The organism is Azospirillum sp. UFLA03-27, from assembly GCF_059803775.1.
On record NZ_JAUQTX010000098.1, the window covers coordinates 1 to 22,146 of the forward strand.

Here is a 22,146-nt window from a genome sequence, read left to right on the forward strand (position 1 = left end):
GACATGGTGGCGGCGGCGGAGGTGGTGGCGGTGGCAACCGCCGGCAGAACGTTCCGCTGCGTCACCAGACCTTCGACAGCAATGGTCCGGACGTGCGCATCCGCGGCAACGCGTGGCAGGTCCATGAAAAGTATCTGGCGCTGGCCCGCGACGCCTCCTCGTCCGGCGACCGCGTCCAGGCGGAAAACTACCTTCAGCATGCGGAGCACTATTTCCGCATCATCAACCAGATCCAGGAATCCGAGAACCGCCAGCGCGGCAACGTCGGCGCCGCGGGCCTCGGCCCGCAGCCCAGCATGGGCGGTTCGGCAGAGGACGAGGATGGCGGCGAGATGGGCGACGAGTCCGACAGCGTCGCCGACGAGCGCACCCCGCTGAGCGCCTGACAGTCCGTCTGATAACCGTCAGTCCTGAGGTCGGAGAGTTCCGGTTTCAGGACTGGCTGGTTTCCGGTCTGGTGAGTTTCAGGTCCGACGCGTTTTCAGGCCGGCAGGTCTTCGGCCAGCGCCACCGGGTCGCCCACCGCGATCCGGCCCCCATGCACCACCCGGGCATAGACGCCGCACTGCGTGTGGTCGTAACCGCGCTCCAGAATGGGGAGCGTGTTGAGGTCGCGCGCGCCGGTCGCCGGGTTGACCTCGCTGGAGGGCCGGCAATCCTTGTGGTCGCAGATGCGCAGGGTGACCTCGCCGACGGTCAGCAGGGCGCCGATCCACTGACGCTCCACCCACGGCTCCAGCCCGTCGATCATCAGGTTGGCGCGGAAGCGCCGCGGATCGACCGGCTGCTTGGCCACCCGCTCCTCCAGATCGCGCACGCTGGCGAGGTTGAGGATGGAGACCGCGGCCTCTTCCCGGTCGGTGAAGGAAAAGCCGCCGCCCTGCGCCGGATTCCTGGCCTCGGCCAGCTTGGGCAGGCCGGGAGCGGCGCCGGCCAGATAGGCGGCGAAGAACTGCTCCACCAGCATCCGGCCCATCGGCTGGTCCAGACGCCCGCGCGACACCTGCTTGCCGCCGCGCCGGATGATCAGCGACTGGGTGGCCTCGTCGAACTCGGAATCGAGCAGCGCCAGCTTCTCGTTCCGGTCGAGCGTGAAGAAATCCTCGTTCGGGCGCCAGCCCTCGACATCCGGGGTCAGGGCCGCCGGGCCGTGCAGCAGGCCGAAGCGCCGGTCAAAGGGGATGGGTTGGCCGGTGACGAGGTCAACGGCGGGAAGATCCTGGCCGCTCAGCCCCTTCACGGGGTAGCGGCGTATGGCGGCGACGGTCGCGGGCATTGCATCGCACAATGGTGGGACCGGTTCGCTTCTGTCAACCGTCGCAATCGAAAACCGTCACCAGCGCTCGGCCAATGGCTCCCGACCCTGGAACTCGGCGATTCGCCGCCGCGTGGCGGGAGAGGTGTCCTCCGGCAGCCGGTCCAGCGGGAAGAAGCGCGCCTCCAGGATCTCCACCCCGTCGGCCTGGAGCGTTCCCGACCATCCGCGCGCGACGAAGACCGCCACATGGTCGCTCGCCCCGTGCCGGAAGCGGGCGTAGACGCCGAAGGGCTGCGGGCCGCTCTCCACGGTCAACCCGACCTCCTCGCGCACCTCGCGCTTCATGGCCTCCACCAGGGACTCCCCTTTTCCGACTCCGCCGCCCGGAAAATGCCAGCCGCCGACGTAGCTGTGGCGGATCAGCAGGACCGAGGCCGTGCCGCCCCCAGGGTCCGAGTCGTCCAAGATGATCCCCCGCACCCCCATGGTCAGCGGGCGCGCCACCCAATGCCACATGTTGCGGCCGTGCCAAGCCAGCCGCATCAGGGGGGTGGTCAGGGCGGGCCGCAGGGCCTTGGGCGAAGGGTCGCGCGGAGTGCTGGTGGGCGTGGCCGTCATGAAGGCGGGAGTCCGTGGCATTGGCGCAAAAACCCTAGCCCTTTCCGGCGGGCCGCGGAAAGCCACCCTTTCGGCGCGGGTCCGACAAAAGCAATAACCACGCGTACCGGGGGGTCTTGCATACGGACGGGCCTCTCCCACATCTACGGCGACGCATGCATCCTTGCGGATCGCACTGGTAACGTGGATCGGACTGACCGGGCTGCCTCGCGGACGGTCGGCGATGAAGGGAGCACATCATGGACTTCGAGAAATACACCGAGCGCAGCCGTGGCTTCGTGCAGGCGGCGCAGACCCTGGCCCTGCGGCGCGGCCACCAGCGGCTGACGCCGGAACATCTGTTGAAGACCCTTCTGGACGACAAGGAGGGCTTGGCCGCCAACCTGATCCGTGCGGCCGGCGGCGACCCCGCCCTGGCGCTGTCGGGCGTGGACGCTGAGCTGGACAAACAGCCCAAGGTGGAAGGCGCCGGCGCCGGGCAGGTGTATCTGACGCCGGAACTGTCCCGCGTGTTCGAGCAGGCCGAGACGGTCGCCAAGAAGGCCGGCGACAGCTACGTCACGGCGGAGCGCATCCTGCTGGCGCTCGCCATGGCCGACGGCACGCCGTCCGCCGCGGTGCTGAAGCGCGCGGGCGTCACCCCGCAGGCGCTCAACACCGCCATCAACGAGGTGCGCAAGGGCCGCACCGCCGACACCGCCAGCGCCGAGCAGGGCTACGACGCGCTGAAGAAATACGCCCGCGACCTGACCGAGTCGGCGCGCGAAGGCAAGCTCGACCCCGTCATCGGGCGCGACGAGGAAATCCGCCGCACCATCCAGGTGCTGGCCCGCCGCACCAAGAACAACCCCGTCCTGATCGGCGAACCGGGCGTTGGCAAGACCGCCATCGTCGAGGGCCTCGCCCAGCGCATCGTCAAGGGCGATGTGCCGGAAGGGCTGAAGAACAAGAAGCTGCTGTCGCTCGACCTCGCCGGCATGGTGGCCGGCGCCAAGTACCGCGGCGAGTTCGAGGAGCGGCTGAAGGCCGTGCTCCAGGAGATCCAGGCGGCGGCGGGCGAGATCATCGTCTTCATCGACGAACTGCACACGCTGGTCGGCGCCGGCAAGGCGGACGGCGCCATGGACGCCTCCAACATGCTGAAGCCGGCGCTGGCGCGCGGCGAGTTGCACTGCGTCGGCGCGACCACGCTGGACGAGTACCGCAAGCACATCGAGAAGGACGCAGCGCTGGCCCGGCGCTTCCAGCCAGTCTTCGTGCCGGAGCCGACGGTGGAGGACACCATCTCCATCCTGCGCGGCCTGAAGGAGCGCTACGAGGTGCACCACGGCGTGCGCATCACCGACGCGGCCATCGTGTCGGCGGCGACCCTGTCGAACCGCTACATCACCGACCGCTTCCTGCCCGACAAGGCCATCGACCTGATCGACGAGGCGGCGAGCCGCCTGCGCATGGCTGTGGACAGCAAGCCGGAGAACATCGACGAGCTGGACCGCCGGATCATCCAGCTCAAGATCGAGCGGGAGGCGCTGAAGCGAGAGTCCGACGACGCCTCGCGCGCCCGGCTCGCCAACCTGGAAGGCGAACTGGCCGACCTGGAGCAGGAATCCGCCGAGCTGACCGCCAAGTGGCAGGCCGAGAAGGACCAGCTCCAGGGTGCCCAGAAGATCAAGGAGGACCTGGAGAAGGCCCGCACCGAGCTGGAGCAGGCCCAGCGCGACGGCAACTGGGGCCGGGCCGGCGAGCTGGCCTACGGCGTCATCCCCGACCTGGAGAAGCGTTTGAAGGAGGCGGAGGCCCACGCCGCCAACCGCATGCTGAACGAGGAGGTGCGCGACAGCGACATCGCTGCCGTGGTCAGCCGCTGGACCGGCGTGCCGGTGGACAAGATGCTGGCCGGTGAGCGGGAGAAGCTGCTGGCCATGGAAACCCGCCTGAAGACCCGCGTGATCGGCCAGGACGAGGCCATCGTGGCGGTCTCCAACGCCGTCCGCCGCGCCCGCGCCGGCCTGCAGGACCCCAACCGGCCGATCGGCTCCTTCCTGTTCCTCGGGCCCACCGGCGTCGGCAAGACCGAGCTGACCAAGGCGCTGGCCGAGTTCCTGTTCGACGACGAGACGGCGATGGTCCGGCTCGACATGTCGGAATACATGGAGAAGCACTCCGTCGCCCGCATGATCGGCGCGCCTCCGGGCTATGTCGGCTATGAAGAGGGCGGGGCTCTGACCGAGGCGGTGCGCCGCCGGCCCTATCAGGTCGTGCTGTTCGACGAGGTCGAGAAGGCCCATCCCGACGTCTTCAACGTGCTGCTCCAGGTGCTCGACGATGGGCGCCTGACCGACGGGCAGGGGCGGACGGTGGATTTCCGCAACGTGGTCATCATCATGACCTCGAACCTCGGCTCCGAGGTGCTGGCGGCCCAGCCGGAAGGCCAGGACAGCGGCGCCGTGCGCGACGAGGTGATGGAGGTGGTGCGCGCCCACTTCCGGCCGGAGTTCCTGAACCGGCTGGACGAGATCCTGCTGTTCCACCGCCTGGACCGCAGCCACATGGGCGGGATCGTGACGATCCAGCTCGGCCGGCTGGTCAGGATGCTGGCCGACCGCGACATCACACTGGAGGTGGACGAGGCGGCGACGCAGTGGCTGGCCGAGGCCGGTTACGACCCGGTCTACGGCGCGCGCCCGCTGAAGCGGGTGATCCAGCGGGAGCTTCAGAACCCGCTGGCCACCATGATCCTGGAGGGCCGCGTCGCCGACGGCCAGACGGTCAAGGTGGGGGCGGAAGGCGGCGAACTGACCATCAACGGCCTGCCCGTCTCCGCCCAGGTGCGCAGCGCGGCGACGCAGCCGGTGACCACCGTTCATTGAGGGTGTGCATTGATGATGCAGGCGGGGGGTCTTTCGCGAGGCCCCTCGTTCGTCACGTCACCACGAATTCCCGCGCCACCGCGGCGAAGTGGCACGAGGCCGCCACCACGACCAGCGCGTGCCAGACCGGGATGTTGTAGGGCAGGCGGTCCAGCGTGTGGATGAAGGCTCCCACCGTGTAGACCACCCCGCCGACCGCCAGCAGAAGCAGCGTCGTCGGCGACAGCGACCGCCACAGCGGTTCGGCCACCGACAGGATGGCCCAGCCGAGCCCGAGATAGAGCACGAAGCCCAGCCGTTCGTACCGCCAGGAGGCGAACAGCTTCAGCGCCACCCCGCCCAGCGCCACCACCCACACCGCGACGCCCAGCGGGATTCCCGCGGCGCCGTCCAGCCGGTTCAGGGTAAAGGGGGTGTAACTGCCGGCGATCATCACATAGATCATCGCGTGGTCGACCCGCCGCAGCACCGCCTTGCGCCGGCCCGGCGGGGACATGTTGTAGGCGGCCGACGCGCTCAGCATGCCGACCAGCCCGGCGCCGTAGGCGACCAGCGACACCATCTCGGTCGCGGAGGCATGGCCCGCCGTCACGACCAGCAGCCAGGACGCGCCGATCAGGCCGGCGATCACGCCGATGGCGTGGATGACCGCGTCCGCCGCACGTTCCCCCGCCGTGTGGACGGGAAACTCGAAGCAGGAATCGGGTTTCATGGGGCCAGCCTGCCGGAAAGCCGGGCGGATGGAAAGCCCTCCCCCCGGCACACCAGCCCCATCGGAATCGTTAACTCCGCAGATAGACCCGGTTGATGTAGGGGTCGTAACGACGCTCCGGATTCGGCAGGACCGGCTGGAGCGGGCCGAAGCGGTTGCGCAGCAGCGTGTATTCGGTGACGACGATCAGCCGGTCGCTGTGCGTCGGCTGGAGAGCCTTGTGCATCCCGATGTTGTCGGCCAGGAAGCAGTCGCCCGCCCGTCCGGTCAGCGCGACGGGCGCCGACGCGCCGTAGACCGCCTCGACCTCGGCGTCGGAATGATTGCGCCGCTCCAGAAGCTCCTGCCCGTGCTGGGAGGCCGGGACGTAGATGTGCGGCCCGCCGCCCATGTCGGTGTCCGTCAGGTAGAGGAACATCTTGAAATGACGGACTTGGTTGTAGTCCCGGTGGTAGTTCTGGGTGCTGATCCGCGGGTTGGGCCGGGCCAGCGACCACCACACCGACATGCCGTCGATGGTCGGCTTGCAGCCGTGGAACGCCTCCGCGACCTCCAGCACGAGCGGGTGGTTGATGGTGTCCAGCAGGTGGGGCGCGGCCAGGAACTGCTCCTCCACATAGCGGGCCATCTGGATGTCCGGTGACGGCACCTTGTCGATGGTGAAGGAGCCATATTGCCGGTGGCCGCCGTCGAAGCAGGGCTGCTCCTCGAAATAGCGCCGCATCGCCGCGACCTGCTCGTCGGTCATCAGGCGGAAGGCGTCGGTGTAGCCGCGCGTCTCCAACTGTGTTTTGAGGCTCAACGCCTGTTCGGACGGCGCGAAGCCAGGGGTGCGGGGCCGGAAGGGCGCGACCAGCGACGCGGCGAACTTGCGCCGCGGCTCGATCTTCAGGCGCGGGATTTGATGCCAGACGATGTCGTCGATCCAACGGGCCTTGTTGTTGAACGGTACCTTCACGCGAACGGACTCCACGGCAGGTGCGGCAGGTGCGAGAAGTCCGAAGAAGTACCCTGAATACGGGAAATTTTCATCACTCGTTCGCATGCGGCATTTTGCGCGGGGTGGGGTGGATGGACTTGTCTCCCGGACAATAAAAGGCGGGCGGGGCGCCGGTCGCAGCGCTATGGTCCGCAACCCGACGCTGTTCCAAGGAACGGTTCAAGAAGACGCATCAGAGCGATCATGACCAGACGATCCAGCTTTGCCGCCGGCGCCCGCGACACCCTGCCGATGGTCATCGGCGCGGCGCCCTTCGGGGTGATCTTCGGCACGCTGGTGGCCGCCGGGCCGCTGGCGGCGTGGCAGGGGCAGCTGATGTCCCTGTCGGTCTATGCGGGGTCCAGCCAGTTCATCGCGCTGGGGCTGGTGGCCGGGCACGCTGGGCTGGCAGTGATCTGGCTGACCACCCTGATCGTGAACCTGCGCCACGCCCTCTACGCCGCCACGCTGCTGCCGCACGTCGCCCATCTGCCGGCGCGCTGGCGCTGGACGCTGGGTTTCTTCCTGACGGACGAGACCTTCGCGGTGATGGCCGGCTATTACGCCCGGCACCCGCGCGCGCCGCTCGGGCATTGGTACTTCCTGGGCTCCTGCCTGTCGATGTACGCGAACTGGCAGTTCTGGACCCTGGTCGGCCTGCTGTTCGGCGCGGCCTTTCCGCAGCTCCAGTCGCTGGGGCTCGACTTCGCCATGGTCGCCACCTTCATCGCCATTGTCGTGCCGCAGCTCGCCAGCCTGCCCAACTTCGCAGCGGCGGTGGCGGCGGGCGCCGTGGCCTATCTGGGGCAGGACGTGCCCTACAAGCTGGGGCTGATGGCCGCCGTGGTGGCCGGCGTCTCCGTGGGGATGGCCCTGCAACGCTGGCGCTCCGGCGGGCTGGAGGCCGGACGGCGGGAGGAGGAAGCGGCATGACCGGGACTGTCCTGACCAACACCGTCATGATCCTGGGCATGGCGGCGGTCACCGTCTTCGTGAAGGCGGCGCTGTTCGTGCTGGGCGACCGGGTGGTCTTCCCGCCGCTGCTGAAACAGGCGCTGGGCTTCGTCCCGGTGACGGTGCTGACCGCCATCATCGTGCCGATGATCCTGTCGCCGAACGGCGAGGGGCTGGAGCTGACCTGGAGGAACCCTCAGCTGGTCGGCGCGCTGGCCGCCGTCCTGGCCTGCGTGGTGACGGGCAAGCAGCTGCTCACCATCGCCGTGGCGCTGGGCGTCTTCTTCGCCTGGCAGCTGGGCGTCCTCGCCTAGGCGTTGGGTGTAAGGGCCGGCGCCACTTTCCTGCCACAAACAGTGCATAGCCGTTCTGCCGCGGCGCGGTGGCGCGGGTGGGGGCGCATCCTGTATGGTCGCCCGATCGAAAGGGCTACCCGACAGAGTCCGTGATGACCAGACGCCTGCGCCTCGTTCCCGTCTCCCTCGCCGTGGCTTGCGCGGTGATGCTGACCGCCTGCCAGACGGGCGAGCGGACCAACCGCGCGCCCGTGGTGCAAGGGACCGCCAGCGCCTCCCCGGCCGGACTCGACACCGTTTCCGGCGAGTGGGAAACAGACAAGACCACCGCGCTGCGGTCGCAGCCGAGCAACGGCGCGCCCATCGTCGCCACCTTCCCGCCCGGCCAGCCTTTGAAGGTTCTGGGCCGCGCCCGCGGCACCGACTGGGTGGCGGTGCAGGCGGTGGGGTCGACCGCCTATGTGCGGATGCATCTGCTGCGCCTGCGCGGCAGCGCGCCCGTCCAGGCCGCCCGCGGCACGACGACCACCGTCGCCAAGCCGGAGGACAACGCCGGCCCCTCGATCAAGGCCGCGCCGCGCCGCAAGATCGAGGCAACGCCGATCGCGAATTGAGGCGGGGGGTACGGCTTGCCCCTCAGAACTCCTTCCAGTCGTCGTCCTCGCTGACGTTGCGCTTGAGCGCGGCGCCCGAATGGGCCGCCGCACGAGCCGCCGGCTTGGCCGCGGCGCGGGACGGGCGGGACGCCGGAGGGGCCGGACGTACCGGTGCGACGTGCCGCGGCGCCGCAGCGGTGGCCGCAACCGCGACCGGCACGGCCCGTGGGTCCAGCTTGAAGAAGCCGATCAGCCCCTTCAGGTCGTTGGCCTGGCCGGCCATGGCCTGAGCGGCGGCGGTGGTTTCCTCGACGAGGGCTGCGTTCTTCTGGGTCATCTCGTCCATCTGCGAGACGGTGGCGTTGATCTCGTCGAGCGCCGCCGCCTGTTCCGAAGACGCTGAGGCCATCTCGGCGATCAGCCCGGCGACCTGCTGGACGCCCGACACGATGCCCTCCAGCGCGTCGCCGGCCTTCTTGACCAGTTCCACCCCGTCCTTCACCTGGGCGTCGCTGTCCAGGATCAGCCCCTTGATCTCCTTGGACGCCTGGGCGGAGCGCTGGGCGAGGTTGCGCACCTCCTGCGCCACCACCGCGAAGCCTCGGCCCGCGTCGCCGGCCCGTGCCGCCTCGACCGCCGCGTTCAGGGCCAGCAGGTTGGTCTGGAAGGCGATCTCGTCGATCACCCCGATGATGTCGGTGATCTTACGGCTCGACGCCTCGATGCGCTTCATCGCGTCGATGGCCGAGCCCGCCACCGTCCCACCCGACTCCGCGGCGGTGCGGGCGTCGGCGGCCATGCCGTTGGCGCGCTGGGCGTTGTCGGCGTTGGAGCGCACGGTCGCCCCCAGCTCCTCCATGCTCGCCGCCGTCTCCTCCAGTGAGGAGGCCTGCTGCTCCGTCCGCTCCGCCAAGTCGGAGGAGCCGATGGAGACCTCGCCCGCCGCCGAGGCGATGGTGTCCGCCGCCTGGGTGATCTGGCCGACGATCTCCGACAGCTTGGCGGAGGTGGCGTTGACGTCGGTCTTCAGCGTCTGGAAAGCCCCCTCGTAGTCGCGCTGCACCCGCTTGTTGAGGTCGCCCTGGGCGAGCGCGCTGAGCACCGCGCCGAGGTCGGCGATGACCGCCTCCACCGTGTCGGTCAGGCGGTTGATGCCCGCCGACATCGTCTTGTAGAAGCCGTCCTTGCCGGTCAGATCGAGGCGGCGCGACAGGTCGCCCTTCGACACGCCGTCGATCAGCGCGGCGATCTCCTCGCCGATCGCCGCCTCGCGGGCGCGCTGCGCCTCGTCGGCGCGACGTTCTGCCTCCAGGCGGGCGCGCTCGGCCTCGTCCATCGCCTTCTTCTGGATGGCGTTGTCCTTGAACACCTGCACCGCCTGGGCCATCTGCCCGATCTCGTCGCCGCGGTCGAGGCCGGGAACGGCGACGTCCAGCTTGTCGGCGGCCAAGTCGTGCATGGTCGCGCTCATCGCCCGCACCGCGCCCATCTGGCGGCGGACCAGGAAGAAGCTGACCAGACCGAAGGCCAGCGTGACCAGCGGCGCCACCACCAGGATGGTGCGCTCCACCTCGTCCACCACCCTCATCACGTCGGCCCGCTTCAGCCCGACGAACAGCACGCCGACCACCGAGCCGGAGGCGTCGAGCAGCGGGTCGTAGGAGGTGAAATAGCGCTCGCCCAGGATGTCGGCCTCGCCGCGGTAGGGCTTGCGCTGCGTGATGACGCTGTCGAAGACCGGCCCGGCGCCCAGCTTCGTGCCGTTGGCCCGGCTGCCGTCGGGGTTCTGCACGGTGGTGGCGACGCGGGTGTCGCCGCGGAACACCGTGGCCGCACCGCCGGTCAGCTCGCGGATCTGGTCGACCATGCGGGTGTCGCCGTCGACCCGCACCGATCCGACGTAAAGCGCGCCGTCGCGCAGGCTGTAGTCGGCGCCGTTCTGCTTCAGCAGCATATGGGCCAGCGCCATGCTGCGCTCCCGCTGCTCCTGCGCGGAGGCGGCGCTGCGGTCGCTCAGCACCTGGCTGGAGGCCAGAGTCAGCACGATGGCCAGGATGAACAGCCCCAGCACGTTCAGCAGGGACAGTTTGGCGGTCAGGGAGAGATTTTTCAGCACGTTCGGCCCTATGCGGCAATCGCTCCGCAGCCCTCGCCAACGGAGATAGACAATAAGTCTAATACGGTTTTATCCATTCGTCCGCGTGCAATTTTTCGGAGATCGATTCCCGTAAGACGTGTGGAAACCCTCCGACGGACCGCCATGCAGCCGGCGCACGGCCCGTCTTCCTTGGTTGGCGGCGCATGTGGCCCTAGGTTAGGGCAGCCGCTTTTGGCAACCGACCCCTTTCCCGGACCCTTCCATGCGCCGCCGCACCAGCAACCCCAGCCCGGCCCCGTCCTATGCGGAGGCCGCGTCCAGCACCGGCGACATGGCGGCGCTGCGCTCGCTCGTCCCCTATCTGTGGCCGCATGATTCCTTCGAGACGAAGCTGCGCGTGGTGGTGGCGCTGGTCCTGCTGGTCGGCGCCAAGGTGGCGAACGTCTGGGTGCCGCTCTTCTACAAGCGGGCGGTCGACGCCCTGTCGCCGGGCGACGCCGGGGCGCTGGTGACGATCCCGCTGGGGCTGATCGTTGCCTATGGTCTGGCGCGGGTGATGTCGCTGGTCTTCGCGGAACTGCGCGATGCGGTGTTCGCCAACGTCGCCCAGCGCACCATCCGCAAGGTCGCCCTGTCGGTCTTCCAACATCTGCACGCCCTGTCGCTGCGCTTCCATCTGGAGCGGCAGACCGGCGGCCTGACCCGCTCGCTGGAGCGCGGCACCCGTGCCATCGAGACGCTGCTGCGCTACGCCCTGTTCTCCATCGTGCCGACGCTGGTGGAGATCACGCTGGTCTGCGTGATCCTGTGGCGGATGTTCGACGGCTGGTTCGCGCTGGCGACCTTCGCCACGGTGGGAAGCTACATCGCCTACACCTTCTTCGTGTCGGAATGGCGCATCCAGTTCCGCCGCGCCATGAACGAGACCGACAACAAGGCCAACACCAAGGCGGTGGACAGCCTGCTGAATTACGAGACCGTCAAGTATTTCGGCAACGAGGGGCACGAGGCCCGGCGCTACGACCAGGCGTTGGCCTCCTACGAGCAGGCGGCGGTGAAAAGCCAGCGCAGCCTGTCGCTGCTGAACATCGGCCAGTCGGCGATCATCTCGCTGGGTCTGGCCGTGGTCATGGGCATGGCGGCGCGCGGCATCGTCAACGGCACGATGACGCTGGGCGACTTCGTGCTGGTCAACACCTACCTGCTCCAGCTCTACCAGCCGCTGAACTTCTTCGGGGTGGTCTACCGCGAGATCAAGCAGGCGCTGATCGACGTGGAATCGATGGTGACGCTGCTGTCGGTGGACCGCGAGGTGGCCGACCGGCCCGGCGCCCCGGCGCTGGCCATCACGGGGGGCGAGCTGCGCTTCGACGGGGTGGAGTTCGGCTACGACCCGCGGCGGCCGATCCTCAAAGGGGTGAGCTTCACCGTGCCCGCTGGGCGGACGGTGGCCATCGTCGGCCCGTCCGGGGCGGGCAAATCGACCATCGGCCGGCTGCTGTTCCGCTTCTACGACGTGTCGGGCGGCGGCATCCTGATCGACGGGCAGGACATCCGGGAGGTGACCCAGCAATCGCTGCGCGGCGCCATCGGCATCGTCCCGCAGGACACGGTGCTGTTCAACGACACGGTCTATTACAACATCGCCTACGGCCGCCCCGGCGCCAGCCCGGCGGAGGTCGAGCAGGCGGCCCGGCTGGCCCACATCCACAACTTCATCATGGCACTGCCTGACGGCTACGAGACCACGGTGGGGGAACGCGGGCTGAAGCTGTCCGGCGGCGAGAAGCAGCGCGTCGCCATCGCTCGTACCATTCTGAAGAATCCGGCGATCCTGCTGTTCGACGAGGCGACCTCGGCGCTCGACACCCACACCGAGCGGGAGATCCAGGCGAACCTGCGCGAGGTCAGCCGGGGCCGGACCACGCTGGTGATCGCCCACCGCCTGTCCACCGTGATCGACGCCGACGAGATCCTGGTGATGGAGGCCGGGCGTGTGATCGAACGGGGACGCCACATGGAACTGCTGTCGCGCGGCGGCGCCTATGCCGCATTGTGGGCGCGGCAACAGGAATCCTCCCAGGGGCCGGAACCGGTTCCAGAAGTCCTCGCCCCCACTTAACCTCATCATCACGACGGAGCATCCCTTTGGGACCGGTACGGCAGGCGCTGCGCGAGGCGACCCGCGACATCCATGAACGGCTGGACCGCGCGGCGGTCCTGCGCCCGCTGACCAGCCCGTCGATCACGGCGGACGAGTACCGCGACGCCCTGATCGCCCTGCACGGCTTCAACGCTCCCATCGAGCGGGCGTTGGGCGAGGGGGCCGAACGGCTGGACCTGCTGCGCGCCGATCTGGCCGATCTGGGGGTGGACGCCGACGCCTTGCCGGTGGCCGGGGCGCTGCCGGCGCTGGACGGCCTGCCGGCGCAGCTGGCGGCGCGCTACGTGCTGGACGGCTCCGCCCACGGCGGGCGGGCGATGCTGCCCAACGTCACCCGCGCGCTGGGCTTCGACGCCACGCGCGGGGCGCGTTTTCTGGCCTCGGCCGGGATCGACATGGCCGGCCGGTGGAAGGCGCTGCTCGCCCGGCTGGAAAGCGAGCTGGAGGCGCCCGAGTCGGCGCAGGCCGCCTGCGCCACGGCGGTCGCCCTGTTCGCCGCGCTGGAGGTCTGGCTGGACGGACTGGTGCCGAAGACGGCGTGACGCTCATCGAAGCCGGCGGATCGACGCAGCGGATCGACGCGGGGGCTTCACCGCGCCCGCCGCGCCCGCTAGGTTCCCTGCATGACCACCGTTCCTGCCCTCAACACCCCCGCCGCGCTCGCCGACGCGGTGCTGCGGGGTGACCGCCGCGCGCTCGCCCGCGCCATCACGCTGATCGAATCGACCCGGCGCGACCACCGCGCCCAGGCCGACGCCCTGCTGGAGACGCTGCTGCCCCACACCGGCAATTCGGTGCGGGTGGGCATTTCCGGGGTGCCGGGGGTGGGCAAGTCGACCTTCATCGAGGCGTTCGGGCAGCACGTCATCGCGCGGGGGCACAAGGTGGCGGTGCTGGCCATCGACCCGTCGTCGCAGCGCACCGGCGGCTCCATCCTGGGCGACAAGACCCGCATGGTGGACCTGTCGCGCGAACCGAACGCCTTCATCCGCCCGTCGCCCGCCGGCGCCACGCTGGGCGGCGTGGCCCGCCGCACGCGCGAGGCCATGCTGATCTGCGAGGCGGCGGGCTTCGACGTGATCGTGGTGGAGACGGTGGGCGTCGGCCAGTCGGAGACGGCGGTGGCCGACATGGTCGACCTGTTCATGCTGCTGCTGCTGCCCGCCGGGGGTGACGAGCTTCAGGGCATCAAGAAGGGCATCGTCGAGCTGGCCGACCTCGTGGTCGTCAACAAGGCGGACGGCGACCTCGCCAACACGGCGCGGCATACCGTCGCGGACTACCGCCACGCCCTGACCCTGCTGCGCCACGGCGACTGGCGCGTGCCGGTGCTGAGCTGCTCGGCCATCACCAGGGCCGGCATCGATTCGGTGTGGGACACCATCGGGGAGCACAAGGCGATCACCGAGGCGTCCGGAGTCCGCGCCACGCGCCGCGCCGAGCAGGCCCGCGCCTGGCTGTGGAGCGAGATCCGCGAGACGCTGGTGGACGCCTTCAAGGCGCATCCCGCCGTGCGCGCCGACCTGTCCGCGCTGGAATCCCGCGTGACCGGCGGCGCCATCACCCCCACCGCCGCTGCACGCGTTTTGCTTGAAAAGTTCCTCGGGCGCGCGGTGGAGTAGGTCCTTTCGGGTATGCTGCACCGCAACATTTCCGTTGCGCGGCGATTCTCCCGTGCATAAGGTGGCGTGGGCGGGAAAGGAGCGTCTTCGCGGCGCTTGGGCGAGAGGTTTGCCCGCAGTCTCCTGGGGTACGAGCCGGAGTTGACTTGTCCGACACCGCCTCCGCGTCGAGTCGTCAACGGGAGACCTTAGGACATGGCCGCCAACTTTCTTGATCTTTTCGAGCGCTTCAATCCCCTGACCATGGGGCCCCTGGCTCTGTCGCCGCTGGGCAAGGCGAATGCCGAGACCTACGCCGCCCGCGGCACGCGCGTCGCCGGTGTGATGCAGGACGGCTGCCGCCGCCTGCTCGACGGCGTGACCGCCGGGATCGGCGAGACGACCCACCTCGCCGGCGAATTCGCCAAGGTGCGCAGCCCGGCGGACCTCGTCGCCGTGCAGCGCGAATGGGCGACCGTCGCCCAGGCCCGGGTCGTCAACCAAGTGCAAACCGTCCTCGACGTCTCCTCGAAGATCGCCGCCGAGCTGGGCGTCGCCCCGGTGGCCCTGTCGCCGGCCGCCCCGGCGCCCAAGGCCGCTCCGGTCGCCGCGCCAGCTCCCGCCCCGAAGTTGGAAGCCCCCAAGGTCGAAGAGAAGAAGGCCGAGGTGAAGGCGGAGGCGGCCCCCGCTCCGGAGCCGAAAAAAGCTCCGGCGGCCCGCAAGGCTCCGGCCAAGGCTGCCGCTCCCAAGGCCGCGCCGAAGGCCGAGGCGCCCGCTCCGAAGGCGGAGCCGGTAAAGGCTGAAACGCCGAAGGTCGAGGCGGCTCCCGCCCCGACTCCGACGGCTGAAGCCCCCAAGGTCGAAGCGCCGAAGACTGAAGAGAAGAAGGCCGAGGTGAAGGTCGACGTGAAGGCCGAGCCTCCCAAGGTCGAGTCTCCGAAGGTCGAGGCCCCCAAGGCGGAAGCGCCGAAGCCGGAGGCTGCCAAGGCCGCTCCGAAGGCCGCCGCTCCCGCCGCCGAGTGATTCACCGGATCGCGGTCCCCGCCGGCCCGGGGACCGTCGATCGGCGCGCGCCCGTCTCTTCCTTCCTTGACGGGCGCGCGCTTGTTCGACTATAACGCCGCCTCCTTCGGGCGGAATGCTGCCCGGGACCGGGTTTCATTTGCAAAAATAAAGGATCAGTCCGATGGCACGTCGGTGCTCCGTGACCGGTAAGGGCACGCAGTTTGGCAACAACGTCAGCCACGCCAACAACAAGACCCGCCGCCGTTTCCAGCCGAACCTGCAGGAAACCTCGCTGCTGAGCGACGCTCTGGGTCAGATGGTGCGCCTGCGTATCTCCACCAACGCGATCCGTTCGATCGAGCACAAGGGCGGCCTCGACGCCTTCCTGCTCGACGCGAAGGACGATGTCCTCAGCCTGGATGCGCGCCGCCTGAAGCGCCGCATCGCCAAGGCCCAGGACAAGCAGCAGGCCGCCGCGGCCTGAGGCTGACCGCCGGAGGCGCGTGAGCGCTTCCGGCGATTCTGGTGACGTCACCGCGGGGCGGCAAACTCCGCGGTCGGGCGCTACGCCCCACACCAGGACGACTCCGACTCTCGGTTGCACCGAATCCCGGTTGAGAGTGTCGCGCGCATCGCCGAAAGGCTTTGCGCGCGTTTTGTCGTATCCAGGTTCTGCCTTAGAATGACCGCTGGACGCCCAGCAGCAGGCGGTAGCGCGGCGAATCGGGACCGAACCCGACGCCGACCCCGGCCCCGACGGCGAGGTCTTCGCCGACGAGATGCCGGACGCCGGCCTCCACGAAATTGTCGGCTTTGCCGCGTTCCTGGGATTGCTCGCGCACCACGTCGAAGGCCACGGCGGTGGCGGGGCCGACCGCGGCGTTCACCCCGGCGGCCATGATGAAACGATTCTCGCGCTCGTCCGATGCCGGATCGAACAGATGCCGCCAGGACAGGTTGGCGTGCAGGCGCGGTGCGCCGGTGGCGGACCCGAGCGGTTGGGTCAGGCGCCCGGTGATCCCGGCCTCGATCGTCTTGCTCCCCGACCCGTAGGGGATGCTGACCAGCGGCTCCACCGAGACGCCCAGCCGTCCCTGCGACGGTTCGCGGATGTTGTATTCGGCGGAGAGCTTGACGTCGCCCTGCTGCGCGTCGTCGGCGTTGCCCACGCGGTAGCCGGGATTGACCTTCAGCGCCAAGCCGTTGGCCACGCCGACCTGGAGTTCCGGGTCGAAGGACAGGCGGTTGCGCCCACCATCCCCCTTAAGCCGGTCGAAGAAGGCGCGGACCTTCACGTCGACGCTGCCTTTCTCGATGGCGGCGGCGTCCTCCAGACTGATGGGCAACTCCGACGACAGCGCCATGCGCTTGTCGTCCTGCGCGCGGGCCGTCCCGGAGGCGGCGAGCAGCCCGGCGGCGAGGGTAAGGCCCGCGAGGGCGGCGTGGAGCATGTCTGCTTTCCCGAACCGGTGGCGTTTGCCGAACAACAGACGGACGAGGCGAACAGGCCGCGGAGGGGACGGGGTTACTCCACCGAGTCGGGGTCTTCGGCGTCAACCACCCGACGGGCGATGTCGTAGGCGAAGCCGGCGCGGCCCAGCGCCGCCAGATCCTTGTCGCGGAACTCCGCGCGCTTTTCCGGCAGGCGGTAGGGGCCGAGCCGGCGGCGGCGGGCCAGCGCCAGGGCGGCGGTCAGGTTCAGGTCGCCCTCCACCTCCTCGTCCAGCGACTCCAGCGCGCGGTCGGCCTCGTCGCGGCCGATGCCCTTGGCGGACAGCTTCTCGCGGATGGCGCGGGTCGAGGTGCCGCGGCGGTGCAGGCTGGCCGCGCGCATCTCCGCGTAGGCCGCGTCGTTCAGCAGGCCGCTGCGCAGGTAGCGGGCGATCAGGTCCTCGACCCAGCGCGCCCCCTCCGCCGGATCGGTGCCGTGGGCCTGGGCGGAGCGGTCGACCTTGCGCATCAGCACGCGGCGCAGGCTGGCCGAGGAGCTGGCGAAGCGCTGGAGATAGTGCAGGGCCGCGTTCTCCAGATACTGGGCGGTCACGAGGCGCGGCGGCTTGCGGGCCGGCGGCTGGTCGCGGGTCATGGCTGTCTCCCGTCCGGGGGCGGTTGCCGGAACGGGCGGCGCGCCCTAAAGTCCGGTCCATTCCTGTTGATCGTGGTGCGATGACTCATCCTCTCCCTCCCATGCCCCGCCAGGTCGGCGCCGTCAACTGGGTCGGCCTGTGGACCCTCTACGCGCGCGAGGTGCGCCGGTTCCTGAAGGTGCACCAGCAGACCGTCTGGGCGCCCGTGGTCACCACCCTGCTGTTCTACGCCGTCTTCGCGCTGGCGCTGGGCGGTGCGGTGCGGATGATCGGGACGGTGCCCTATCTGGAGTTCCTGGCCCCCGGCCTGATCATGATGGCGATGGCCCAGAACGCCTTCGCCAACACCTCCTCCTCCGTGGTGATCGCGAAGGTCCAGGGCAACATCGTCGACATCCTGATGCCGCCGATGGCCCCGCTGGAGCTGGTCTTCGGCTTCGTCATGGGCGGGGTGACGCGCGGCCTGCTGGTCGGGCTGGTCACCGGGCTGGCGATCTGGGCCTTCGTGCCGATCCGCATCGCCCATCCGGAGTTCGTGATCTTCCACGCCCTGATGGCCTCCATGCTGCTGTCGCTGCTCGGGCTGGTCGGCGGCATCTGGTCGGAGAAGTTCGACAACATCGCGGCGGTGACCAACTTCGTGGTGACGCCGCTGTCCTTCCTGTCCGGCACCTTCTATTCGGTGGAGACGCTGCCGCCGGTCTTCTGGTGGATCGCCCATTTCGACCCGTTCTTCTACATGATCGACGGCTTCCGCTACGGCTTCATCGGGCGGTCGGACGGCACGCTGGGGATCGGGATTCTCGTCATGCTGGCCGTGAACGGCGGCTTGTGGTGGCTGGCTTGGCGCATGCTGAAGACGGGCTACAAGCTGAAGGCGTAAATCCGCCGGAATTCGGCCGAATTCAGCCGGTCGGCGTAGCCAATCCGTTGACAGGCTGAAGTGACATCTTGATATTCGACGGTTCCCGGCGGGCGAGGGTGTCCGCCGGGCTTTCCTCATTCGGAGGCTTTCGCTGTGATTCCGGTCGTCATGCCCACATATGCCCGCGCCGACATCGTGTTCGAGCGCGGCGAAGGTCCGTATCTGTACGCGACCGACGGGCGACGATTCCTCGACTTCGCCGCCGGTGTGGCGGTGAACGTCCTCGGCCACGCGAATCCCTATCTGGTCGAGGCGCTGACCGCCCAGGCCCACAAGCTCTGGCACACCTCCAACCTGTTCCGGGTCGCCGGGCAGGAGAGCCTCGCCAAGCGGCTGACCGACGCCACCTTCGCCGACACCGTGTTCTTCACGAACTCGGGCGCCGAGGCGTGGGAGTGCGGCGCCAAGCTGATCCGCAAATACCATTACGAGAAGGGCGACAAGGCCCGCACCCGCATCATCACCTTCGAGCAGGCCTTCCACGGCCGCACGCTGGCCGCGGTGTCGGCGGCGCAGCAGGAGAAGCTGATCACGGGCTTCGGCCCGCTGCTCGACGGCTTCGACCTCGTGCCCTTCGGCGATCTGGAGGCGGTGCGCAACGCCGTGACCGAGCGGACCGCCGGCATCTGCCTGGAGCCGATCCAGGGCGAGGGCGGCATCCGCGCCGGCTCGGTGGAATTCCTGCGCGGGCTGCGGGAAATCTGCGATGAGCACGGGCTGCTGCTGTTCCTGGACGAGATCCAGTGCGGCATGGGCCGCACCGGCAAGCTGTTCGCCCATGAATGGGCCGGCATCGCGCCGGACGTCATGGCGGTGGCCAAGGGCATCGGCGGCGGCTTCCCGCTGGGCGCCTGCCTTGCCACCGAGAAGGCGGCGTCGGGCATGACCGCCGGCACCCACGGTTCGACCTACGGTGGCAACCCGCTGGCCACCGCGGTCGGCAACGCCGTGCTGGACAAGGTGCTGGAGCCCGGCTTCCTCGACCATGTGCAGCGCATCGGCGGCCTGCTCCAGGGCCGTCTGGCCGGGCTGGTGGCCGGGAACCCGTCGGTCTTCACGGGCGTGCGCGGCCAGGGGCTGATGCTCGGCCTCGCCTGCGGCCCGGCGGTCGGCGACGTGGTGGCGAAACTGCGCGCCAACGGCCTGTTGTCCGTTCCGGCGGGCGAGAATGTGGTTCGGCTGCTGCCGCCGCTGAACATCGGCGAGGCCGAGGTGGAGGAGGCCGTGGCCATCCTCGCCAAGACCGCCAAGGAGCTGGTGTGATGCCCGCCGTTCGTCATTTCCTCGACATTGATCGGCTGGACAAGGCGACCCTGCGCCAGATCCTCGCCATGGCCGCGACCATCAAGAAGGACATCCCGGCCTACCGCTCGCTGTTCGCAGGCCGCACGCTGGCGATGATCTTCGAGAAGCCGTCGACCCGCACCCGCGTCTCCTTCGAGGTCGGCATGCGCCAGCTCGGCGGCGACGTGGTGGTGCTGAAACCCGACGACATGCAGCTCGGCCGCGGCGAGACCATCGGCGACACCGCCCGCGTGCTGTCCCGCTACGTGGACGCGGTGATGGTCCGCACCATGGGCGAGGAGCGCGTGCAGGAGCTGGCCGAGTTCGCCTCGGTGCCGATCATCAACGGCCTGACCGACCAGTCGCACCCCTGCCAGATCATGGCCGACGTGATGACCTTCGAGGAGCATCGCGGCCCCATCGAAGGGCGCACGGTGGCCTGGATCGGCGACGTGAACAACGTGGCGGTCAGCTGGGTCCATGTGGCGGTGCGCCTCGGCGTGGAGATACGCCTCGGCTGCCCGGAGATCTACGGCCCGGCGCCGGAGCTGCTCGACTGGGTGAAGCGCGAGGGCGGGCGGATCACCGTCACCACTTCGCCGGAGGAGGCCGTGCGCGGCGCCGACTGCGTGGTCACCGACGCCTGGGCCTCGATGCACAACACCGACGTGGACGAGCGGGCGGCGATCCTGTCGCCCTATCAGGTGAACGAGGCGCTGATGGATCTCGCCGCCCCCGACGCCCTGTTCATGCACTGCCTGCCCGCCCACCGCGGGGAGGAGGTGACCGACGGGGTGATCGACGGCCGGCACTCGGTCGTCTGGGACGAGGCGGAAAATCGCCTGCACGCCCAGAAGGCCATACTGGCATGGTGCCTCGGCGCCACTATTTAAGAGCACTTGGGGCTGAGAGCCCTTGGAATTGGAGTCATGGCCCGGCGCCGCCCCCCGCGATGAGCGGGATGGCGGCGCCGGGCCATGGCCTGTCGTAACTTCGAGGACATCATGGACGATCCTTCCGTCCAACCGATCACCGACGATCTCGTTCTGCCTTTCCAGATCGAGGCGTCGCGCCTGCGCGGCCGCATGGTGAAGCTGGGCCCCGCGCTGGACGAAATCCTGACCCGCCACGCCTATCCGGAGCCGGTCGCCCGCTTCCTGGCCGAGACGATGACGCTCGCCATGCTGCTGTCCAGCATGTTGAAGTACGACGGCATCTTCACGCTCCAGACCAAGGGCGACGGGCCGGTCCGGCTGATGGTGGCAGACATCACCTCGGTCGGCGACATCCGCGCCTACGCCCAGTTCGACGAGGAAGCCCTGGCCAAGGCCGCCGACGACGTGGCGATCGCCCCGGCGCCGGCCCTGCTCGGCAAGGGCCACATCGCCTTCACCGTGGACCAGGGGCCGAACACCGAGCGCTACCAGGGCATCGTCGAGCTGTACGGCAAGACGCTGGCCGACTGCGTGCAGCATTACTTCCGCCAGTCGGAGCAGATCGACACCGGCCTGACCGTGTCGGTGGACCAGGAAACCCTGCCGGACGGCAGCAAGGGCGCCTGGCGGGCCGGCGGCATCATGATCCAGCGCCTGCCGCAGGACGCCACGGAGAAGGTGCTCGGCTCCGGCGACGAGGACGCGTGGCGCCGCGCCATGGTCCTGCTGTCCAGCACCACCGGCGACGAGCTTCTCGACCCGGAACTGCCGGCCCGCGACCTGCTGTTCCGCCTGTTCCACGAGGACGGCGTGCGGGTGTGGCAGCCCAAGGCCCTGCGCTTCGGCTGCCGCTGCTCGCGCGAGCGGGTGTCGGACATGCTGTCCAGCCTGCCGCGGGACGAGGTGCAGAGCCTGAAAATCGACGACGGGCGGGTCGAGGTGGTCTGCCAGTTCTGCTCCACCGCCTACCACTTCGACGACGCGGACCTCGATCGGGTCTACGGGACGGCGAAGTAGGGGCTCCAGGTTCCGGATGCGCTTGGGAAACGGCGCGGCTATAGTGCCGCGCCGTTTTTCCGTCTCACCGGAGCGATCATGCCCACCCGCCGTTTCGTTCTCGCCGCCGCTCTCGCCACCGTGGCCCTGACGGCCTGCCAGAGCACGCCGCCGCGTCCGGCGGCCCGACCCATCGACTATTCCAACTTCGGCCCGATCGTGCTGAGCGCGGGCGGCGTCGACGTGGTGGACGCCCACCGTCCGGCCGGCACCACCGTCGACCAGCGCATCCCCCTGCCGCCCGCCGAGGCGGTGCGCCGCTGGGCCAACGAGCGGCTCCAGGCCGCGGGCGGGCCGGGCCGCGTCCGCGTCACCATCCGCGACGCCAGCATCGTCGAGGTGCAGCTTCCCAAGACCGGCGGGGTGAAGGGCTACTTCACCAACGATCAGGCCCAGCGCTACGACGGGCGGATCGAGGTCGAGGTCAGCGGCGAACTGCCCGGCGAGTCGACCTTCCGCGGCATGACCAAGGCGACGGTGACCCACTCCACGACGGTGCCGGAGAACATCTCGGTGGCCGACCGCGAGGCGACCCTGCAGGACCTCGTCCGCCGCATGATGGACGACCTGAATGCCCGGCTGGACGCCGGCATCCGCAAGGATCTGGCGCCGATGGTGCGGCGGTAGGGTTCGGCGCGTCCCCGGCAAACCCAGAGCGGGCCTGCTGTTGCGTCGCCGCATCAGGCAAAGCCTGCGGCCGGCCGCTCC

The 22,146-nt window shown here is 69.3% G+C and carries 22 protein-coding genes; 15 read left to right on the top strand and 7 right to left on the bottom strand.

The genetic code is table 11. The features are described 5' to 3' along the window. The coding region (locus tag Q4I23_RS16070) for a DUF4167 domain-containing protein (RefSeq protein WP_498526862.1) at positions 1–386 on the top strand (386 nt) is incomplete at its 5' end. Between the two features lie 95 nt (positions 387–481). Here Q4I23_RS16070 and Q4I23_RS16075 read toward each other — a convergent pair. Both Q4I23_RS16075 and Q4I23_RS16080 read right to left on the bottom strand, forming a co-directional pair. Then, positions 482–1,276 (bottom strand): MOSC domain-containing protein, encoded by a 795-nt coding sequence (locus tag Q4I23_RS16075; RefSeq protein ID WP_498526863.1) that lies wholly within the window; start codon positions 1,274–1,276, stop codon positions 482–484. A gap of 57 nt (positions 1,277–1,333) precedes the next feature. Then, positions 1,334–1,876 carry an NUDIX domain-containing protein gene (locus Q4I23_RS16080; protein WP_498526864.1) on the bottom strand — a complete coding sequence of 181 codons (543 nt, stop codon included), beginning with the start codon at positions 1,874–1,876 and terminating at the stop codon, positions 1,334–1,336. A gap of 239 nt (positions 1,877–2,115) precedes the next feature. On the opposite strand from Q4I23_RS16080, the gene clpB reads away from it, so the two are divergent. Further along, positions 2,116–4,746 carry an ATP-dependent chaperone ClpB gene (gene clpB / locus Q4I23_RS16085; protein ID WP_040133859.1) on the top strand — a complete coding sequence of 877 codons (2,631 nt, stop codon included), beginning with the start codon at positions 2,116–2,118 and terminating at the stop codon, positions 4,744–4,746. Positions 4,747–4,798: 52 nt separating this feature from the next. Here the strand turns inward: clpB and trhA are convergent, their stop codons facing one another. Both trhA and Q4I23_RS16095 read right to left on the bottom strand, forming a co-directional pair. Beyond that, complete coding sequence (trhA, locus tag Q4I23_RS16090) at positions 4,799–5,458, bottom strand: PAQR family membrane homeostasis protein TrhA (protein ID WP_454017248.1); 660 nt, start codon at positions 5,456–5,458, stop codon at positions 4,799–4,801. A 70-nt stretch (positions 5,459–5,528) separates the two neighbouring features. Then, positions 5,529–6,416 carry a phytanoyl-CoA dioxygenase family protein gene (locus Q4I23_RS16095; RefSeq protein ID WP_498526865.1) on the bottom strand — a complete coding sequence of 296 codons (888 nt, stop codon included), beginning with the start codon at positions 6,414–6,416 and terminating at the stop codon, positions 5,529–5,531. A 225-nt stretch (positions 6,417–6,641) separates the two neighbouring features. Here Q4I23_RS16095 and Q4I23_RS16100 point away from each other — a divergent pair, with 225 nt between their 5' ends. The 3 genes from Q4I23_RS16100 to Q4I23_RS16110 all read left to right on the top strand — a co-directional run bounded on the left by Q4I23_RS16100 (position 6,642) and on the right by Q4I23_RS16110 (position 8,301). Further along, positions 6,642–7,370 carry an AzlC family ABC transporter permease gene (locus Q4I23_RS16100; protein ID WP_454017246.1) on the top strand — a complete coding sequence of 243 codons (729 nt, stop codon included), beginning with the start codon at positions 6,642–6,644 and terminating at the stop codon, positions 7,368–7,370. Further along, the gene (locus tag Q4I23_RS16105; RefSeq protein WP_199230075.1) at positions 7,367–7,705 is read left to right on the top strand and encodes an AzlD domain-containing protein; all 339 of its coding nucleotides are present in this window, start codon (positions 7,367–7,369) and stop codon (positions 7,703–7,705) included. The genes Q4I23_RS16100 and Q4I23_RS16105 overlap by 4 nt, the downstream gene beginning before the upstream one ends. 134 nt (positions 7,706–7,839) lie before the next feature. Then, complete coding sequence (locus Q4I23_RS16110) at positions 7,840–8,301, top strand: SH3 domain-containing protein (protein WP_201044876.1); 462 nt, start codon at positions 7,840–7,842, stop codon at positions 8,299–8,301. A 22-nt stretch (positions 8,302–8,323) separates the two neighbouring features. On the opposite strand, the gene Q4I23_RS16115 is transcribed toward Q4I23_RS16110, so the two are convergent. Continuing rightward, positions 8,324–10,399 (bottom strand): methyl-accepting chemotaxis protein, encoded by a 2,076-nt coding sequence (locus Q4I23_RS16115; RefSeq protein WP_498526866.1) that lies wholly within the window; start codon positions 10,397–10,399, stop codon positions 8,324–8,326. Positions 10,400–10,643: 244 nt separating this feature from the next. Between Q4I23_RS16115 and Q4I23_RS16120 the strand changes: the two genes are divergently transcribed. The 5 genes from Q4I23_RS16120 to rpmB all read left to right on the top strand — a co-directional run bounded on the left by Q4I23_RS16120 (position 10,644) and on the right by rpmB (position 15,635). Continuing rightward, the gene (locus Q4I23_RS16120; protein ID WP_454017243.1) at positions 10,644–12,503 is read left to right on the top strand and encodes an ABCB family ABC transporter ATP-binding protein/permease; all 1,860 of its coding nucleotides are present in this window, start codon (positions 10,644–10,646) and stop codon (positions 12,501–12,503) included. A 26-nt stretch (positions 12,504–12,529) separates the two neighbouring features. After that, positions 12,530–13,087, top strand: coding sequence for a biliverdin-producing heme oxygenase (locus Q4I23_RS16125; protein ID WP_498526867.1), 558 nt, complete (start codon positions 12,530–12,532; stop codon positions 13,085–13,087). Between the two features lie 81 nt (positions 13,088–13,168). Further along, the gene (gene meaB / locus Q4I23_RS16130; protein WP_498526868.1) at positions 13,169–14,167 is read left to right on the top strand and encodes a methylmalonyl Co-A mutase-associated GTPase MeaB; all 999 of its coding nucleotides are present in this window, start codon (positions 13,169–13,171) and stop codon (positions 14,165–14,167) included. A gap of 195 nt (positions 14,168–14,362) precedes the next feature. Further along, on the top strand, positions 14,363–15,169 hold the full coding sequence (locus tag Q4I23_RS16135; RefSeq protein ID WP_498526869.1) for a phasin family protein: 807 nt from the start codon (positions 14,363–14,365) through the stop codon (positions 15,167–15,169). Positions 15,170–15,332: 163 nt separating this feature from the next. Beyond that, the gene (rpmB, locus tag Q4I23_RS16140; RefSeq protein ID WP_145628978.1) at positions 15,333–15,635 is read left to right on the top strand and encodes a 50S ribosomal protein L28; all 303 of its coding nucleotides are present in this window, start codon (positions 15,333–15,335) and stop codon (positions 15,633–15,635) included. A gap of 193 nt (positions 15,636–15,828) precedes the next feature. On the opposite strand, the gene Q4I23_RS16145 is transcribed toward rpmB, so the two are convergent. Beyond that, on the bottom strand, positions 15,829–16,602 hold the full coding sequence (locus Q4I23_RS16145) for a hypothetical protein (RefSeq protein WP_498526870.1): 774 nt from the start codon (positions 16,600–16,602) through the stop codon (positions 15,829–15,831). 74 nt (positions 16,603–16,676) lie between these two features. Beyond that, positions 16,677–17,237 carry a regulatory protein RecX gene (locus Q4I23_RS16150; RefSeq protein WP_145678764.1) on the bottom strand — a complete coding sequence of 187 codons (561 nt, stop codon included), beginning with the start codon at positions 17,235–17,237 and terminating at the stop codon, positions 16,677–16,679. Between the two features lie 80 nt (positions 17,238–17,317). Here Q4I23_RS16150 and Q4I23_RS16155 point away from each other — a divergent pair, with 80 nt between their 5' ends. The 5 genes from Q4I23_RS16155 (at position 17,318) to Q4I23_RS16175 (ending at position 22,065) form a co-directional block, all read left to right on the top strand. Further along, complete coding sequence (locus tag Q4I23_RS16155; RefSeq protein ID WP_145628975.1) at positions 17,318–18,121, top strand: ABC transporter permease; 804 nt, start codon at positions 17,318–17,320, stop codon at positions 18,119–18,121. Between the two features lie 150 nt (positions 18,122–18,271). Then, positions 18,272–19,426, top strand: coding sequence for an aspartate aminotransferase family protein (locus Q4I23_RS16160; protein WP_498526871.1), 1,155 nt, complete (start codon positions 18,272–18,274; stop codon positions 19,424–19,426). Continuing rightward, entirely contained in the window at positions 19,426–20,340 is a 915-nt protein-coding gene (gene argF, locus Q4I23_RS16165; RefSeq protein ID WP_498526872.1) for an ornithine carbamoyltransferase, read from the top strand. Before Q4I23_RS16160 ends, argF begins: the two co-directional genes overlap by 1 nt. A 111-nt stretch (positions 20,341–20,451) precedes the next feature. Next, positions 20,452–21,399 carry an Hsp33 family molecular chaperone gene (locus tag Q4I23_RS16170; RefSeq protein WP_244947925.1) on the top strand — a complete coding sequence of 316 codons (948 nt, stop codon included), beginning with the start codon at positions 20,452–20,454 and terminating at the stop codon, positions 21,397–21,399. Between the two features lie 78 nt (positions 21,400–21,477). Then, complete coding sequence (locus Q4I23_RS16175) at positions 21,478–22,065, top strand: hypothetical protein (protein ID WP_498526873.1); 588 nt, start codon at positions 21,478–21,480, stop codon at positions 22,063–22,065. The last annotated feature ends 81 nt before the right edge of the window (positions 22,066–22,146 follow it).